Here is a 17,311-nt window from a genome sequence, read left to right as displayed (position 1 = left end):
ATGGCGGGGGCTGCGTCGATCACGCGCAATTGCACGCGTTCGCGCCCGCCATAGCGGTCGACACTCAAGGTGCCGGCGACATGTACCGCCTTGCCGCGATGGCCGACGAGGCCATCGCCCAAGGGCTGCCCGACCGAGCGGAAGGCGATAGCGTCGAGCATGGCGCCGTCATGCGCCTTGAGGCGCAGACGCAGATGCGCTTCCCCAACCGTATCGACGAAAGCGAGCTGGTGGCCCGGCAGCGCCAGCACGGGCTCGGGATTGCCCTGGCCGAACGGGCCGGCCTTTTCGAGCATCTCGATCAGGCCGGTGGTCGCGCCGCCAGCTGCGAGTGCGCCATCGATCTCCAGGGCTGCGTCTGCCCGTGCCGTCTCGACGGCGGATGCGAGTTCCGCCTCCAGATAGGCCCGGAAAGCGCCGAGCTGGTCCTGGCCCAGAGTGATGCCAGCGGCCATGGCGTGGCCACCGCCCTTGACGATGAGACCGCGCTCCACCGCCTGCCTTACGGCCTTGCCCAGATCCACGCCCCCGATCGAGCGCCCGGATCCCGTGCCGACGCCATCCTTGTTGAAGGCAACAGCAAAGGCGGGACGTCCGAAGCGCTCCTTGAGACGGGCGGCTACCAGGCCCACGACACCCGGGTGCCAATTTCGCGAGGCCGTCACCACTGTCGCGCCCGTCTCCTCGAGGCCAAGGGCCGCGACCGCCTCAGCCAGCGCTTCCTCCAGCATGATAGCCTCGACCGTCTGGCGCTCCCGGTTGAGCCGGTCCAATGTCGCGGCGATCGAAGCTGCCTCCTCGCCGTCTTCTGTCATCAACAGCCTTGCCCCGAGTGCGGCATCGCCGATGCGCCCACCTGCATTGATGCGCGGGCCGAGCAGGAAGCCGAGATGATAGGGACGTGGCGGCCCGTCCAGGCGGGCCATGTCCATCAGCGCGCGCAGGCCGGCACGCTGGCGCTGGCGCATGACGGCGAGGCCTCGCGCCACGAAGGCCCGGTTAAGTCCTTTCAGCGGCACCACATCGGCCACCGTCCCCAGGGCGACCAGGTCGAGGCGTGCCATCAGGTCCGGCTCGGGGTGCTCGCGCCACCAGCCGCGCTTGCGCAGGCTTCGACTGGCGGCGACGAGAAGCATGAAGGTGACGCCGCAGGCACACAGATGCCCCTGCCCTGAAAGATCGTCCAGACGATTGGGATTGACCACCGCCACCGCCGGCGGCAGCGCTTCGCCGGCCTGGTGATGGTCCACGACCAGTGTCTCGAAACCGAGCTCAGCTGCCTTACCGAGGACGTCGACGCTCGTCGTGCCGCAATCCACCGTCACCAGCAGGCTGGCGCCTTCGGTCCGCAGCAGTCGAATCGCCTCCTCGTTCGGGCCGTAGCCTTCATAGATGCGATCGGGAATGTGGATCCGGGCCGGCACGCCGACCTCGCGCAGCCACCCCGCAAGCAATGCGGAGGAAGTGGCGCCGTCGACGTCATAGTCGCCGAAAATGGCAATGCTCTCACGCGCCACCACGGCATCGGCCAGCCGCTCCGCCGCCTTGTCCATGTCGGTCAGGCGCGAGGGATCGGGCATATAGTGGCGCAGGGTAGGAGCCAGATAGGCGTCGGTCTCCTCGGCCGTCACGCCTCTGCCAGCAAGGATGCGCGCCAGCAGGTCGGGCTGGCCGGAGCGCTGGGCCAGGGTCATGGCCTGCATCTGCCCCTGCGCATCCAGCCTTTCCCGCCAGGCCTTGCCGGTGAAAGAGGATTGCACGCCGAGAAAATAACGAGAGGGGGAAGCGGATGACTGCATGCGCGGACCATATCGGCGAAGCCATGGCCCAAGCCAGCGGAAATGCTTTGAAGACACCGCATAACACCTTCGGCATCCTTGACCGCGTGCGACAATCTGCCATCAATCGCAGAATTCCCGAAGGTTCACGGGGCGATGGTGATGACGACTGCGGCGGGCGCTAACGGATCTCGTTTTTCACCTGGACTCGCCCTGGCGGCGCTCGGCGTCGTCTATGGAGACATCGGCACCAGCCCGCTCTATGCCTTCGCACAGGCCATCGGCGCCAGCGGCGATGGCGGTGCGAGCCAGGCCTGGATCGTGACCGGTGTCGTCTCGGTGATCTTCTGGGCCCTGATCCTGATCGTATCCCTGAAATATGCCATCCTGATCCTGCGCGCCGACAACAAGGGCGAAGGCGGCATCGTCGCCCTGCTCGCCATTCTGGGCGGCAGCGGCCGCCGCGAAGGCCGTCGCCATATCGTCTTCCTGATCATCGGCCTGGTCGGTGCGGCGCTGCTCTATGGCGACGGCGCCATCACGCCAGCCATCTCGGTGCTCAGCGCCATCGAGGGACTGGAAGTCGCCACGCCCTCTCTGGCCCATATCGTGGTGCCCCTGACCGTCGCGATCCTTCTGGTCCTGTTCATGGTCCAGCGCTACGGCACCGGCATGATCGGCCGTTTCTTCGGCCCGGTCATGCTGGCCTGGTTCGTCCTCATCGGGCTGCTGGGCCTGGCAAGCATCGTGCGCAATCCTGCCATCCTCGCCGCCCTCAACCCGTTCGTGGCCCTGCATTTCCTGGTAACGGCCAATCCGGCCGTCAGTTTTGCCATCCTGGGGGCGGCCTTCCTTGCCGTCACCGGCGGCGAGGCGATGTATGCCGATATGGGGCATTTCGGCCGAAACCCCATCCGCCTGGCCTGGTTCACGATCGCCCTGCCCGCCCTGGTCCTCAATTATTTCGGCCAGGGCGCCCTGCTGCTCGGCAATCCCGCCGCCGCCTCCAATCCGTTCTACAATCTGGTGCCCGACTGGCTGCATTTCCCGGTCATCATTTTTGCGACGGCAGCCACCGTCATCGCCAGCCAGGCCATCATATCGGGAGCATTTTCGCTGGCACGCCAGTCCATTCAACTTGGTCTTCTCCCGCGCCTCACCATCAAGCAGACCGACAACCAGGAATTCGGCCAGATCTACGTACCCCTGGTCAACTGGCTGCTGTGCATCGCCACGCTGGGCGCTGTGCTCGGCTTCGGCTCGTCTGCCGCGCTGGCGGGTGCCTATGGCGTCGCGGTTTCCCTGCTGATGGCGATCACCACGCTGCTGGCGGCATTGGTGGCCCGGCACTGGGGATACAATCTCTTCCTCGTCATCCTGGTCAATGGCGCCTTCTTCGTCGTCGACCTGATCTTCGTCTCCGCCAATGGCGTCAAGCTCTTCGAGGGCGGCTGGTACCCGCTGCTGTTGGCCATCTTCGTCGCCATGCTGATGCTGACCTGGCGCCGCGGCCAGATCCTGGCCGAACAGGCCCGCAAGCATCTGCGCGTGGAGGAGACGACCTTCTTTGCGGCGATGAAAACCCAGCGTCCCGTCAGGCTGCCGGGCACGGCCGCCTTCCTGAGTTCGGCCGCCATCGGCATGCCCCTTTCGCTGAGCATTTTCCTGCGCCACACCCAGGCTATTCCCGAACGCGTGTTGCTGGTCACCGTGCAGGGGGCGGAGATCCCTCGCGTCAAGGACGGGGACCGCGTGACGGTAACCTCGCTTCGCCCCGGTTTCGAACGCATCGTCTTGCGCTTCGGTTTCATGGAGGAACCAGATGTGCTCAAGGGCATGCGGCTGGCCATCTCGCAAGGCCTGATCTCGGGCTTCGACCTCGGCGAGATCTCCTTCTATATCGGCAGCGAGACGATCATCCCCTCCAAGAGGATTGCGGGCATGGCCTTCTGGCGCGAGGTGCTCTACGCCATGCTCCAGCGCAATGCCGAGCGCTCGGCCTCCTATTTCCGCATCCCGGCGCCGCAGGTGGTGCAGTTCGGAACTGAGATCGAGATCTGAACGGGCTCAGGGGCCGATCGGTCCCTTGAACACGAAGAAGGCACCGGCAGAGATCAGGCCGAGGCCGGTGGCATTTTCAGGAAGGAGCTGAAAGTTTCTCGAGCTTGTCGCGCAGCAGATCTTCATTCAGCACGAAGGCCTGATCGTAGTCGCCCGGCTCGCCGATGAGCCAGCTATAGTCGAGGCCAAGGCGCTTGCTGAGCCATAGATAAGTGCTCTTGGTGAAATTCTCGGGAAAAAGCTCGATGACTTGCGTTCCGGGGCGGCAGAACGCCAGATTGCCGAGCCCGGCGCCATGCACGCCGACAACCACCTCGGCCTGGGAGAACAGCCGAACCTGTTCGGCATGATTGTCGCCTTTGGCCTCGAAACGCTCGAAACCATGACCCTTTGCAATCTCCCAGAGCGCCTCTTCATTGAGCAGGCGCCGGATCTTGCTGCCTCCCCGTGAAAAGAAAATACGCCGCCCGCCGCTGGGTTCCACCCGGTAATGTGCCCGGAAGAGTTCTGCCAGCCGCCATACCGGAGCGGCATCGGCAAAGCTCCATTCGGCGTTGCCGGCATCGAAGGAAAGCCATAGCGCCTCCTCGACCGCCACTTTGGCGTCGTCCGGCATGGCGACCACGCGCACGCCCGGATAGGCCTGCTCGAGCAAGGCACAGCCAAGATTCAGGCTCTCCAGGCGGGAAGGCGGCAGCAGCAGGGTGAGCGGCATGCCCTCGGGGTGAAAGCGCTCGAGATAATCGACCACCGGCACCAGATCTTCAAAAAGCGCGTGGTAGTAGTTGTCCGTGCGGGCGAGCAGATGACAACGCCCGGAAAGGGCGGGCAGGACCTGGAGCCGCTTGGCCCTGGCGAAATTCCAATTCACCCATTTCACATCGCGTATCACCACGCCCTGCTGGCGAGGTGCGAAAATGCGGCTGACATGGCCGAGCAGTTCGGCCGGCTTCACCGTCACGGCCAGCTCTTGCACCGGAACCATGACGCCGCCCGTCCACTCGCGCGCCAATGTGTCATAGGACCAGCACCGGTCCCGCACGAAGGTGCTTTCTTCCGGCGTGAACGAGGTCGCCATCTCGGTTTTGCGGTCTTCGATGACCAGTGCCGCGGCGATCCCAGGATCGACCCCGCGCGGATAGAAGGAAAAACGCCGCCGCAGTAGGCCGATCCGGCCAATGGTCGCCCGCGCCAGCAGCCAACGCCAGTAGCGGATATTGAAGCGCTTTCGAAATCCGGATTTGACGCGGGCCATTTCTGCCGTTTGATTGCCATTGAACAGCCAAGCGGCTATAGCCGCGCCACCACCCTCTGTCTATCGGATCAGACCTTGAAAGCAATCATTCTCGCCGGCGGCATGGGCACGCGCATTTCCGAAGAATCGCATCTGCGTCCCAAACCGATGATCGAGATCGGAGGCCGGCCGATCCTCTGGCACATCATGAAGATCTACAGCCATTACGGCATCAACGATTTCGTGATCTGCCTGGGCTACAAGGGCTATATGATCAAGGAGTATTTCTCCAACTACTTCCTGCACAATGCAGATGTGACGATCGACGCCGAGAAGAACGAAGTCATCTATCACAACCAGAAGGCCGAGCCCTGGCGGGTCACCATGGTGGATACCGGCGAGACCAGCATGACGGGCGGCCGGCTCAAGCGGGTCGCGCCCTTCCTGACGCCGGGCGAACCCTTCTGCTTCACCTATGGTGACGGCGTCGCCGATGTCGATATCGGCGCCCTCATCGCCTTCCACAAGAAGCACGGCAAGCGCGCCACACTGACCGGCGTGATCCCTCCCGGCCGTTACGGCTCCCTGTCGCTCGAGGGAGACAAGGTCACCCGCTTCATCGAAAAGCCGCCCGGCGACAACGCGCTGATCAATGGCGGTTTCTTCGTGCTGGAACCGAGCGTGGTCGATCTGATCGAGACCGACCAGACCTCCTGGGAAGGTGCACCGCTCGAGGCCCTCGCCGCCTCCGGCGACCTGATGGCCTACCGGCACGGCGGTTTCTGGCAACCCATGGATACCCTGCGCGACAAGAACCATCTCGAGCAATTGTGGGCGCAGGGCAAGGCTCCCTGGAAGGTCTGGCCGTGAGCGAGGCACTCGCCGCAGGCGCATTGCCTTCACCCGGCTTCTGGCGGGGCAAGAAGGTGTTTCTCACCGGCCATACCGGCTTCAAGGGAAGCTGGATGGCCCTGTGGCTGCATCGGCTGGGAGCCGACGTCACCGGTTTTGCGCTGCCGCCGGCCGCCGACCAGCCGCTGTTCGCCGCAGCCGGCGTGAAAGAAGCTGTCCACTCCATTCTCGGCGACCTGCGCGACACCGACGCCGTGCGTCGCGCCGTGGATGCGGCCCAACCGCAGATCGTGTTGCATCTCGCCGCCCAGGCCCTGGTGCGGCGCTCGCTTGCCGAACCGATCGAGACCTTCGGTTCCAATGTGATGGGCACCGTCCATCTGCTCGATGCCCTGCGCTCCCGCCCCGGCCTTGCCTGTATCCTCGCTGTGACCTCGGACAAGGTCTATCTCAACCAGGAAGAGGGAGCGGCCTTCCGGGAGGACGACAAGCTCGGTGGTAAAGACCCCTATTCCGCATCCAAGGCGGCGGCCGAGATCGTCACCTATGCCTATGCGCGCTCCTATTTCGACAAGGCTGGGGTGCCGGTTGCCACTGCACGTGGCGGCAACGTCATCGGCGGCGGCGACCATTCCACCGACAGGCTGGTTCCCGATATCGTACGCGCCGTGCGCAGCGGAAAGCCGCTGGAACTGCGCCATCCCGAGGCCGTCAGGCCCTGGCAGCATGTGTTGGACTGCGTGAACGGCTACCTCGTCTATGCCGAGCGGCTGGCCACCGTCCCGGACACACCGCGCTCGCTCAATTTCGGCCCGGATCCCTCCCGGCCCCTGCCCGTTTCGGCCGTGGCCGATGCCGTCTTCCAGGCCCTCGACCGCAAGCCGGACTGGCTCCACAAGCCGGTGCCCGGCTCCATCGAGATGAAGGCCTTGACCGTCAACTCGGACCTCGCCCGCCAACTGCTCGGCTGGCAGGACCGCCTCGCCGGGCCGTCCAGCCTGGAATGGACGGCGCAATGGTATGCTGCCGAGGCCATCGGGCAGGACATGCATGCCTACACCCTCGACCAGATTTCCCGTTTCTCGACGCCCTGAGACCGCTGCCATGACCGCTGCCACGACGACGCTTCCCCATTGCCGGTTCTGCGCCACCCCGCTGACGACCACTTTGTGCGATCTCGGCTCGATGCCGCTCGCCAATGACTATCGCCTGCCCGACGACAGCAATCCCGAGCGCAGCTTCCCGCTGCATGCCCGCGTCTGCCCGAGCTGTCTGCTGGTCCAGGTCGACGATTCCGTGCCGCCGGACGCCATCTTCTCCGACTATGCCTATTTCTCTTCCTATTCGGACAGTTGGGTCGCGCATGCCAAGCGCTATGCGGACGCGATGATCGAGCGCTTCGGGCTCGGCGCCAACTCCCTGGTGGTCGAGATCGCCTCCAATGACGGCTATCTGCTCCAGCATTTCAAGGCTGCAGGCGTGCCGGTGCTCGGTGTCGAACCGGCTGCCAACGTCGCCGAGACGGCCCGGGCCAAGGGTATCGATACCGAGGTCGCTTTCTTCGGTGTCGAAACCGCCAGGCGCCTCGTCGGCCAGGGCAAGCGCGCCGACCTCATGGCTGCCAACAACGTGCTCGCCCATGTCCCCGACATCAGCGATTTCGTCGGTGGATTCGCCACCTTGCTGAAGCCCGAAGGTGTCGTCACCTTCGAATTCCCGCATGTGCTCAATCTGATCGAGAAGGTGCAGTTCGACACCATCTATCACGAGCACTTTTCCTATCTCTCGCTGGTGACGGTGGAGAAGGTATTCGCCGCCGTGGGCCTCAAGGCGATCGATGTGGAAGAACTGCCGACGCATGGCGGCTCGTTGCGCCTGTTCGCGGCACCGATTGCTTCCAGCCACCAGCCATCGGCACGGCTCGACGCCCTGCGCGCCAAGGAGCATGCCGCCGGTCTCGACACGCTGGCAGGCTATGAAGGCTTTGCCGCCAAGGTCGCCGAGGTCAAGCGCGGCTTCCTTGCCTTCCTGGCCGAGGCCAAGGCGGCCGGCAAGACCATCGCCGCCTATGGCGCCGCAGCCAAGGGCAATACCTTCCTGAATTTCTGCGGTGTCGGCCCTGCCGATATCGTGGCGGTCTTCGACCGCTCGCTGGCCAAGCAGGGCCGCCTGCTGCCCGGCAGCCAGATCCCGATTCTCTCACCCGACAAGATCAGCGAGATTGCGCCGGACTATCTCGTCATCCTGCCCTGGAACATCGCCGAGGAAGTGATGGAGCAGACGCGCGCCCTGATGCCATCGGGCAGTTCCTTCGTGACGGCAGTGCCCAGCATCAGGCTCACGCCGTGATCTTCAGCGAAACGCGGATCCCTGGCTGCTTCCTGATCAAGCCGGAACCGCGGCGCGATGATCGCGGCTTTTTCGCCCGCACCTATTGCCCGGACGAGTTCGCCGCGGCCGGCATCACCTTCGCGCCTGCGCAGACCAATCTTTCGCGCAACGACAAGGCCTTCACGCTGCGCGGCATGCATTTTCAGGACCCGCCTCATGCCGAGGCCAAGCTCGTCCAGGTGGCACGGGGCGCGATCCATGATGTCGTAGTCGACCTCAGACCGGACAGCCCGGCTTTTCGCCAATGGATCGGTGCGGATCTGAGCGCCGACAACCTTCATCAGCTCTATATTCCCGAAGGCTGCGCTCACGGCTTCCTGACGCTCGAAGCAGGGACGGACGTCTTGTACGGCATGGGCCGCAAATATGTTCCCGGCCACGCTCGCGGCTATCGCTATGACGATCCTGCCTTCTCTATCGAATGGCCCCGCCCACCCGCAGTGATCGCGCCGGCGGACGAAGCCTGGCCCTCTTTCGGAGCTTGAAAGACCGTCCGCCACGCCTCAATCGCAGCGGACGGATCCACTATTTCGCGTCGAAAGCCGGGTGGTAGGCCACGTTTCCGCGCGGCGTATCGGCCCCGAAGGGCAGGCACTGGAAATAGACCTGCGGCAGGCCGGGAAAGCAAAGCTGCTCTTCGTTCTTGAAGCCGAAGCGGCCGTAATAGGCAGGATTCCCCGCCACGACGCAGCCATCTGCCTTTTGCCGGTGAAGATGGGCCAGGCCTGCCTCGATCAGCGCCCGGCCAATACCACCCTTCTGGCGATCCGGCCGCACCGATACGGGCCCCAGCCCATACCACTGCCGGAAAGCGCCGTCGATGGTGACGGGCGAGAAGGCGGCATGACCGACGACCTCGCCGTCTTCTTCCGCCACCAGGGACAAAGTCAAGGCTCCGGCCGCCCGCAAGGCGTCGACGATCGCCGCCTCCGTCTGGCTGCTGTACGGCTTACCTTCGAAGGCCGCCTTGGTAATCGCGCGGATGGTATCGATGTCATCGGCACGTTCTGGTCGGATCTGCATGGTTTTTCCCCTATTCAGCGATTATCGGCCTGCGCGCGCACGCTCTCCCGCCCCTTGCGCGAAATGCGGTAGGGACCGGAGGCGTGGGATTCGATCAGCCGTTTGCGGTGGAGTTTGCCGAATGTCTCCAGCGTGCAATCGGCCAGACGATGGCCGTCGCGGGTGAAGCAGTCGACATGGTGGATGCGGCCACTATCGCCGCGGTGATGACGGATATGCCCGCCCTGGGCCAGCACGTGCAGCACACGCTGCTCGCCCCGTGAGATATTCATGATGGTGGAGCCTGTCGCAGAAACCATGACAAGCATCGCCTGCGCACGCGCCCGATCCGGCTGCAGTGCCTCGCAATGCTTTCTCATGTCTCGTCAAATCGAGACGGTCAGCGGTTTCCCACAAGCTCTGACATAAAACCTTCCGCTCAAATCAGCAGGCCGTGATCGCTTAGTTCAGCATCGGTCCGATGTCAATCCGATCCGGCCACGCGCCGATCTTCCCAACCCAATAGGACTTAGAGACGCCGTGCATCGATTTCGACAAGTGACGCCCGAGCGGCGGGAGCCTGAAACGACCTCGCCGTGGAACCCCGCGCCTCGCTGCGCATTTCATTGATGAATGCACTATTCAGGACGACTCGAATGACCCAGTTCATCATCATGAAACGCCGCGGCGCTCACGTCGAACCATTGCCGGATGCACCGATTTTCGATGATCTCGTCGAGGCGGAGATTTGGGCGGCCACCTATCTGGAAGGCGACCCGGCCTTGTTCGACAAGGGCCTGGACTCGATCGAGGTACACCGGCAGGAACAACGGCTGGCACCGCGCCAGTTAGCATCAGGCAGGCGCTGAGCGCGCGCTACGCACAGATCGACGGCTCTGAATATTCAATGAATGGTGGGCGGTGACGGGCTCGAACCGCCGACCCTCTCGGTGTAAACGAGATGCTCTACCAACTGAGCTAACCGCCCCCGATCGCGGGGATCCACGCAGGGCCTCTGTCTATTGTGCTTGCGCGCGCTTCGCAAGGCAAAAGAAAGCGGCCGTGCCTTTGTCGAGGCACGGCCGCTCTTAGATCACTTCAGCGTCAGTGGGCGACGACGGTGTTGCTGTCATCCCCGACCTTGGCCGGCGGAGGCGCGTTCTTGTCCTCGTCCCAGGTGATGGGTTCGGGCATGCGCACCAGCGCCCTGCGCAGAACCTCTTCCATCCGGGAGACCGGCACCAGTTCGAGGCCGTTCTTCACATTGTCCGGGAGCTCGGCCAAGTCCTTGGCGTTCTCTTCGGGGATCAGAACAGTCTTGATGCCAGCCCGCAACGCAGCAAGCAGCTTCTCCTTCAGGCCACCGATCGGCAGCACACGACCACGCAGCGTGACCTCGCCGGTCATCGCAACGTCGCGGCGCACCGGGATGCCCGTCATCACCGACACCATGGCAGTTGCCATGGCGATGCCGGCAGAGGGGCCATCCTTGGGCGTTGCGCCTTCCGGCAGATGCACATGCACGTCGCGCTTGTCGAACAGCGGCGGCTCGATGCCGTAGTCGATGGCACGCGAACGGACATAGGAAGCTGCCGCGGAGATCGACTCGCGCATGACGTCCTTCAGATTGCCCGTCACGATCATCTTGCCCTTGCCGGGCATCATGACCGCTTCGATGGTCAGAAGCACGCCGCCAACCTCGGTCCAGGCCAGACCCGTGACGGCGCCAACCTGATCCTCGAGCTCGGCCTGCCCGTAGCGATAACGCGGGGCCCCGAGATAGTCTTCGAGCACCGTGTTGGTCACCTTCACGCTCTTCTTCTTGGACATCAGGATGTCCTTGACGGCCTTGCGGGTCAGGTTCGAGATTTCGCGCTCGAGGTTACGCACCCCGGCTTCCTGCGTATAGCGGCGCACCAGGTTGAGCAGCGCTTCATCGTCGATCGAGAACTCGCGTGCCTTCAGACCATGCTTCTGGACGGACGAGGGGATGAGATGCTTGCGGGCAATCTCGACCTTCTCGTCTTCCGTATAGCCGGCGAGACGGATGATCTCCATGCGGTCCAGCAGGGCCGGCGGGATGTTGAGCGTATTCGCCGTGGTCACGAACATCACGTTCGACAGGTCGTAGTCGACCTCAAGGTAATGGTCGTTGAACGTCGAGTTCTGCTCAGGATCCAGCACCTCCAGCAGAGCCGAAGACGGGTCACCGCGGAAATCCTGGCCCATCTTGTCGATTTCATCGAGCAGGAAGAGCGGATTCTGCTTCTTGGCCTTGCGCATCGACTGGACGACCTTGCCGGGCATCGAGCCGATATAGGTGCGCCGGTGGCCACGGATCTCGGCCTCGTCCCTGACGCCGCCGAGCGACATGCGCACATATTCGCGGCCGGTCGCCTTGGCGATCGAACGGGCGAGCGAAGTCTTGCCGACACCGGGCGGGCCGACGAGGCACAGGATCGGACCGGTCAGCTTGTTGGCGCGCTGCTGCACCGCCAGATACTCGATGATGCGCTCCTTGACCTTCTCCAGGCCATGGTGATCCGCATCGAGGATCTCCTGGGCATGCGGCAGATCCTTCTTGATCCGGGACTTGTCGCCCCAGGGCAAGGAAATCAGCCAATCCAGGTAGTTGCGCACGACGGTGGCCTCGGCCGACATCGGCGACATCTGGCGCAGCTTCTTCATCTCGGCCTGCGCCTTGTCGCGGGCCTCCTTGGAGAGCTTGGTGTCCTTGATCTTCTGCTCGAGTTCGCCGAGTTCGTCCTTGCCTTCCTCGTCACCGAGCTCCTTCTGGATCGCCTTCATCTGCTCGTTGAGATAATACTCGCGCTGGGTCTTCTCCATCTGCCGCTTGACGCGGGTGCGGATGCGCTTCTCGACCTGCAGGACGGAGATCTCGCTCTCCATCAAGGCGAGCACCTTCTCCAGGCGCGCCGGGATCGACAGGATCTCCAGCACTTCCTGCTTGTCGGCAATCTTCACCGCAAGATGCGCGGCAATGGTGTCGGCGAGCTTCGAATAATCCTCGATCTGGGTGACCGTGGCCACGACCTCAGGCGACACCTTCTTATTGAGCTTCACATAGCTCTCGAATTCGGCCACGACGGAGCGGGCAAGCGCCTCGGCTTCGATCTTCTCGCCATTGCCGTCGCCCAGCACTTCGGCTTCGGCCTGGTAGAAATCGTCATGCCCGGAATAGGAAAGCACGCGCGCGCGGTCGACACCTTCGACCAGCACCTTCACCGTGCCGTCGGGCAGCTTCAGCAATTGCAGCACGGTAGCCAGCGTGCCGAGCTTGTAGATGGCGTCCGGCGCCGGATCATCCTCGGCGGCATTGAGCTGCGTCGCCAGCAGGATGTGGCGGTCGGTCCGCATGACTTCTTCCAGCGCCCGGATCGACTTCTCGCGGCCAACGAAGAGCGGCACGATCATGTGGGGAAACACCACGATATCGCGCAGAGGCAACACGGGGAATGTATCGACAGTGCCAGCCGGCACCGGAGGACGCTGCTTATTCGTCGTCATTGCATATCCTTTCCTGCGCCGTACCACGCTGCAATAGCCGTGCCAGCGACGCTACCCTCCTGGCCAACACGAAGAGCGACCCCAGAGGTATTCCCAACTGCCCCGGATGAGCACAGTTGCTTCGATAAGGGTTAGGTGGAGAGCACCAAGCACAGTGTCAAGCCGGCTAATCCCGGTAAATCGCGCTGTCTCGATTTTCTTTCCCGCACCTGCGAACCTCGCTGTAAATTTCTGCTCGATCGACTTTGGATTGATTGCCGGAAGCTTCGGGCTATCCTTGAAATGAAGCCCTGAAAAGTGTCGACAATCAGCCAAATCGTGTATTTTTCTACGGAAACCGGCTCGAATCGAGCCGATCCCTCCTCAACTCACGATACCCCCCTCCGACGTCCAGCGCAATCAACGGTCGCTGCGGCGAATGGCCGATCTTGGCCAAAGTCGAACGCCCCGGACCGAGCCATGCATTTCAACATGCCTGGAGGAAGATGCCGACATGACAATGCCGGCCAGAGGCCGGCATTGCACTGAGAATATCGCTCCAGCGGGCATCAGCCGGTGGAGGAGACCTCCTGCTTCTCGGAATAGATGAAGAGCGGCTTGGCCTGCCCGTCGACGACCTCCTTGGAGATCACCACTTCCTCGACGCCGTCGAGGCCGGGCAGTTCGAACATCGTGTCGAGCAAGATGCCCTCCATGATCGAGCGCAGGCCGCGCGCACCGGTCTTGCGCTCGATCGCCTTCTTGGCAATCGACGACAAGGCCTCGTCCTGGAAGGTCAGATCGATGCCCTCCATCTCGAACAGGCGCTGATACTGCTTCACGAGCGCGTTCTTCGGCTCGGTCAGTATCTTGATCAGCGCCGGCTCGTCGAGGTCTTCCAAGGTCGCGATGACCGGCAGACGCCCGACGAATTCCGGGATCAGGCCGAACTTCAAGAGATCCTCGGGCTCGACCTCGCGGAAGATCTCGCCGGTACGCCGGTCCTCCGGCGTCACCACGCGGGCGCCGAAGCCGATCGAGGTGCCCTTGCCGCGGCTGGAGATGATCTTCTCGAGACCCGAGAAGGCGCCGCCGCAGATGAAGAGGATGTTGGTGGTGTCGACCTGCAGGAACTCCTGCTGGGGATGCTTGCGCCCGCCCTGCGGCGGAACGCTGGCCACCGTGCCTTCCATGATCTTCAGCAAGGCCTGCTGCACGCCCTCGCCCGAGACGTCGCGGGTGATCGAGGGATTGTCGGACTTGCGGCTGATCTTGTCGACTTCGTCGATATAGACGATACCGCGCTGGGCACGCTCTACATTGTAGTCGGCCGCCTGCAGCAGCTTGAGGATGATGTTCTCGACATCCTCGCCGACATAGCCGGCTTCCGTCAGGGTGGTGGCGTCGGCCATGGTGAAGGGCACGTCGATGATGCGGGCCATGGTCTGGGCAAGCAGCGTCTTGCCCGAACCGGTCGGTCCGATCATCAGGATGTTGGACTTCGCCAATTCGACATCGCTGTGCTTGGTGGCATGGTTGAGGCGCTTGTAGTGATTGTGCACGGCCACCGAGAGTACGCGCTTGGCCTGCATCTGGCCGATCACGTAATCGTCGAGCACCTTGCAGATCTCACGCGGGGTGGGCACTCCGTCGCGCGACTTCACCAGCGAGGACTTGTTCTCCTCGCGAATAATATCCATGCACAGCTCGACACATTCATCGCAGATGAATACCGTCGGGCCGGCGATGAGCTTGCGAACTTCGTGCTGGCTCTTGCCGCAGAACGAGCAGTAGAGCGTGTTCTTGGTATCGCTGCCGGCCTTGGTCATGGCATCCCCCTTTCGGGCTCTCTCGGCGGAACGGACATTCCGCATAATCCCACGGGAACCCCCGTGGCTGTAAACACAATCGCGCAGGCGTACCTGCATCGACCAAGCTCGTCTAGCAAGGGCTATGCCAAGTGGCGGCCGCCCCTGCCATCTTCGGTGACGCTGCATCCAGCGGATCCAATGCTGGAATCTAGCGCCCCCCACGTCAACAGATCATTACCGATATCCATCGCAACGAACTGTGGCGAAACTCGTACGGGTCGCCTCCCGCAGCGTCACATCAAGCCTTGGCAGCGCCGTCGTCGGGACGCTTCTCGCTGACATGGTCGACGATACCAAAAGCTTTGGCCTGCTCGGCTTCCATGAAATTGTCGCGCTCGAGCGCGTCCTGAATCTTCTTGATGTCCTGGCCGGTATGCTTGACGTAAATCTCGTTGAGACGCTGCTTCACGCGGCGAGTTTCCTCAGCATGGATGAGGATGTCGGTCGCCTGGCCCTGATATCCGCCCGAAGGCTGATGCACCATGATGCGCGAATTGGGCAGGGCGAAGCGCAGGTCCTTCTCACCAGCCGCCAGAAGAAGCGAACCCATCGAAGCGGCCTGGCCAACGCAAAGCGTGGAAACCGGCGAGCGGATGAACTGCATGGTGTCGTAGATCGACAGGCCCGCCGTCACCACCCCGCCCGGGGAGTTGATGTACATGGCGATTTCCTTCTTGGGGTTCTCGCCCTCGAGGAACAGCAGTTGCGCCACCACGATCGAGGCCATGTAGTCTTCAACCGGGCCGGTCAGGAAGATGATGCGTTCGCGCATCAGCCGCGAATAGATATCCCACGAACGCTCGCCGCGATTGGTGCTCTCGACCACCATCGGCACGAGGTTGTTGGTGTAGAAGTCGATCGGATCTCGCATCAAAGCTCTCCAGAAGGCGAATCTAGGCAATCCCTGTTCCCTGTCAGGGCAAGGATAGCGGGCGCATTTGTCAAGTGAACCTTCCTGCCGCCCGCTGAGACATGAAGGCGCGACGGGGGTTCGAGAGTATGGCCCTCCCCGACCGGGCCGGCCCCTCATGTCGCAAATGTGTCGTCAAGCCTCGTCCTGCAAGCCCCCGCCTCGCCTTTTGCGAGTCGAGGGTTTTGAGAACGACAATGGCCGGGGAAGACCCGGCCATTGCAGACTCGTTTCGACAGGCCATTACGGCCCGGCGCAGCCTCACTCGGCGGTCTCGGCGGAAGCCTTGGCAGCCTTGGCCTTCTTGGGCTTGGCCGGCTTGTCCTCGGCAGCAGCGGACGTAGCCTGCTCGTCGTCTTCCTTGAACAGATCCTCCTTGGAGACCTTGTTCTCGGTGACATCCGCGAGCGACAGGATGTGGTCGACGACCTTGTCCTCGAAGATCGGCGCGCGCAACTCGGCAATCGCCTGCGGGTTCTTGGTGTAGAACTCCCAGATCTGGCGCTCCTGGCCCGGGAACTGGCGGGCGCGCTCGATCACGGCGCGGGTCGCTTCCTCGTCGGTCACCTGGATCTTGTTGCTTTCGCCGATCTCGGCCAGGACGAGGCCGAGGCGAACGCGACGGGCCGCGATCTTGCGATAGTCTTCCTTGGCGGCCTCTTCGGTGGTGTTTTCCTGCTCGAAGGTGCGGCCGGTCTGCTGCATCTCGCGCTCGACCTGCAGCCAGACATTGTCGAACTCCTGCTGGAACAGGGTCGGCGGCAGATCGAAGGAATATTTGGCATCGAGCGCATCGAGAAGCTGGCGCTTCACCTTGCTGCGCGAGGCGGCATTGTACTCGCCTTCGATCGAGCTCTTGATCACTTCCTTGAGCTTGTCGAGCGATTCGAGGCCGACGGACTTGGCAAGCTCGTCGTCGACAACGAGTTCAGCCGGAGCCTGCACCGTCTTGACCTTGACGTCGAAGGTGGCGTCCTTGCCGGCCAGCGTGTCGGAGGCATAGTTGGTGGGGAACTTGACCTCGATGGTCTTCTCCTGGCCGGCGGTGACGCCGATCAGCTGGTCCTCGAAGCCCGGAATGAAGGTCTTGGAGCCGAGATCGACGGAGATATCTTCGCCCTTGCCGCCTTCGAACTCGACGCCGTCGATCTTGCCGACGAAATCGACGATCACGCGGTCGTGGTTCTCGGCCTTCGACTTGGCCTTCTTGTCGGCATAGGTCACGTTGCGGCGGGCCAGATCCTGGAGGCGCGACTGCACCTCTTCGTCGGCGACTTCAGCCACCGGCTTGACGATCTTGATGCCGTTGATGTCGCCAACCTCGAAGGTCGGCAGCACTTCTACGGCCACGGTCCAGGCGAGATCGGCCTTGCCGTCGAGCACCTGGGTCACGCCCTCATCATCGGCACCGAAGTCGAGCTTGGGCTCCATGGCCAGCTTGATCTGGTTGTCATCGACGATCTTGCGATTGGCTTCGCCAACGAAATTGTTGACGACATCAGCCGTGACCGAGCGGCCGTAGAGACGACGCAGATGCGCCACCGGCACCTTGCCCGGACGAAAGCCGTTGACGCGGACCTTGCCCTTCATGTCTTCCAACTGGGCATCGGTGCGCGAGGCGATATCGGCCGCCGGCACCACCACTTTGAATTCCCGCTTCAGGCCATCGGCCAGGGTTTGGGTCACCTGCATTATCTTGTCCCGA

The 17,311-nt window shown here is 62.9% G+C and carries 14 protein-coding genes and 1 tRNA gene; 6 read left to right on the top strand and 9 right to left on the bottom strand.

Annotated features, from left to right (window positions below):
- Positions 1 to 1,799 (bottom strand): single-stranded-DNA-specific exonuclease RecJ (gene recJ, locus BA190_RS29255; RefSeq protein ID WP_068296315.1); only part of this gene is annotated, 1,799 nt, incomplete at its 3' end.
- 141 nt (positions 1,800 to 1,940) lie between these two features.
- Between recJ and BA190_RS29250 the strand changes: the two genes are divergently transcribed.
- A complete protein-coding gene (locus tag BA190_RS29250; RefSeq protein ID WP_068296389.1) occupies positions 1,941 to 3,839 on the top strand; it encodes a potassium transporter Kup in 1,899 nt (632 codons plus the stop codon).
- A gap of 76 nt (positions 3,840 to 3,915) precedes the next feature.
- On the opposite strand, the gene BA190_RS29245 is transcribed toward BA190_RS29250, so the two are convergent.
- Complete coding sequence (locus tag BA190_RS29245; protein ID WP_068296312.1) at positions 3,916 to 5,094, bottom strand: DUF563 domain-containing protein; 1,179 nt, start codon at positions 5,092 to 5,094, stop codon at positions 3,916 to 3,918.
- Between the two features lie 75 nt (positions 5,095 to 5,169).
- Here BA190_RS29245 and rfbF point away from each other — a divergent pair, with 75 nt between their 5' ends.
- The 4 genes from rfbF to BA190_RS29225 are packed head-to-tail and all read left to right on the top strand — an operon-like array spanning position 5,170 to position 8,801.
- The gene (rfbF, locus tag BA190_RS29240) at positions 5,170 to 5,943 is read left to right on the top strand and encodes a glucose-1-phosphate cytidylyltransferase (RefSeq protein WP_068296385.1); all 774 of its coding nucleotides are present in this window, start codon (positions 5,170 to 5,172) and stop codon (positions 5,941 to 5,943) included.
- Positions 5,940 to 7,019 carry a CDP-glucose 4,6-dehydratase gene (gene rfbG / locus BA190_RS29235; protein ID WP_245314986.1) on the top strand — a complete coding sequence of 360 codons (1,080 nt, stop codon included), beginning with the start codon at positions 5,940 to 5,942 and terminating at the stop codon, positions 7,017 to 7,019. Before rfbF ends, rfbG begins: the two co-directional genes overlap by 4 nt.
- Positions 7,020 to 7,029: 10 nt before the next feature.
- Positions 7,030 to 8,274, top strand: coding sequence for a class I SAM-dependent methyltransferase (locus BA190_RS29230; protein ID WP_068296309.1), 1,245 nt, complete (start codon positions 7,030 to 7,032; stop codon positions 8,272 to 8,274).
- Positions 8,271 to 8,801, top strand: coding sequence for a dTDP-4-dehydrorhamnose 3,5-epimerase family protein (locus BA190_RS29225; RefSeq protein WP_068296306.1), 531 nt, complete (start codon positions 8,271 to 8,273; stop codon positions 8,799 to 8,801). The genes BA190_RS29230 and BA190_RS29225 overlap by 4 nt, the downstream gene beginning before the upstream one ends.
- A gap of 40 nt (positions 8,802 to 8,841) precedes the next feature.
- On the opposite strand, the gene BA190_RS29220 is transcribed toward BA190_RS29225, so the two are convergent.
- Positions 8,842 to 9,339 carry a GNAT family N-acetyltransferase gene (locus tag BA190_RS29220; protein ID WP_068296303.1) on the bottom strand — a complete coding sequence of 166 codons (498 nt, stop codon included), beginning with the start codon at positions 9,337 to 9,339 and terminating at the stop codon, positions 8,842 to 8,844.
- 14 nt (positions 9,340 to 9,353) lie between these two features.
- The gene (locus BA190_RS29215; protein ID WP_068296378.1) at positions 9,354 to 9,611 is read right to left on the bottom strand and encodes a YjhX family toxin; all 258 of its coding nucleotides are present in this window, start codon (positions 9,609 to 9,611) and stop codon (positions 9,354 to 9,356) included.
- A gap of 363 nt (positions 9,612 to 9,974) precedes the next feature.
- Between BA190_RS29215 and BA190_RS29210 the strand changes: the two genes are divergently transcribed.
- On the top strand, positions 9,975 to 10,187 hold the full coding sequence (locus BA190_RS29210; RefSeq protein ID WP_068296300.1) for a hypothetical protein: 213 nt from the start codon (positions 9,975 to 9,977) through the stop codon (positions 10,185 to 10,187).
- A 43-nt stretch (positions 10,188 to 10,230) separates the two neighbouring features.
- Here the strand turns inward: BA190_RS29210 and BA190_RS29205 are convergent.
- The 5 genes from BA190_RS29205 to tig all read right to left on the bottom strand — a co-directional run bounded on the left by BA190_RS29205 (position 10,231) and on the right by tig (position 17,298).
- Positions 10,231 to 10,306: transfer RNA gene (locus BA190_RS29205), tRNA-Val, on the bottom strand.
- A 116-nt stretch (positions 10,307 to 10,422) separates the two neighbouring features.
- Positions 10,423 to 12,846 (bottom strand): endopeptidase La, encoded by a 2,424-nt coding sequence (gene lon / locus BA190_RS29200; RefSeq protein WP_068296297.1) that lies wholly within the window; start codon positions 12,844 to 12,846, stop codon positions 10,423 to 10,425.
- Positions 12,847 to 13,394: 548 nt separating this feature from the next.
- A complete protein-coding gene (gene clpX / locus BA190_RS29195; protein WP_068296294.1) occupies positions 13,395 to 14,654 on the bottom strand; it encodes an ATP-dependent Clp protease ATP-binding subunit ClpX in 1,260 nt (419 codons plus the stop codon).
- Between the two features lie 280 nt (positions 14,655 to 14,934).
- Positions 14,935 to 15,567: an ATP-dependent Clp protease proteolytic subunit gene (locus tag BA190_RS29190; RefSeq protein ID WP_068296291.1), complete on the bottom strand. Its 633-nt coding sequence runs from the start codon at positions 15,565 to 15,567 to the stop codon at positions 14,935 to 14,937.
- A 300-nt stretch (positions 15,568 to 15,867) separates the two neighbouring features.
- Positions 15,868 to 17,298, bottom strand: coding sequence for a trigger factor (tig, locus tag BA190_RS29185; protein ID WP_068296288.1), 1,431 nt, complete (start codon positions 17,296 to 17,298; stop codon positions 15,868 to 15,870).
- Positions 17,299 to 17,311: the final 13 nt, after the last annotated feature.

This window comes from Labrys sp. WJW, assembly GCF_001676615.1.
Lineage (GTDB): Bacteria > Pseudomonadota > Alphaproteobacteria > Rhizobiales > Labraceae > Labrys > Labrys sedimenti.
Note: the sequence above shows the minus strand (reverse complement) of the source record. Positions and strands in the feature narration are given on the sequence as shown.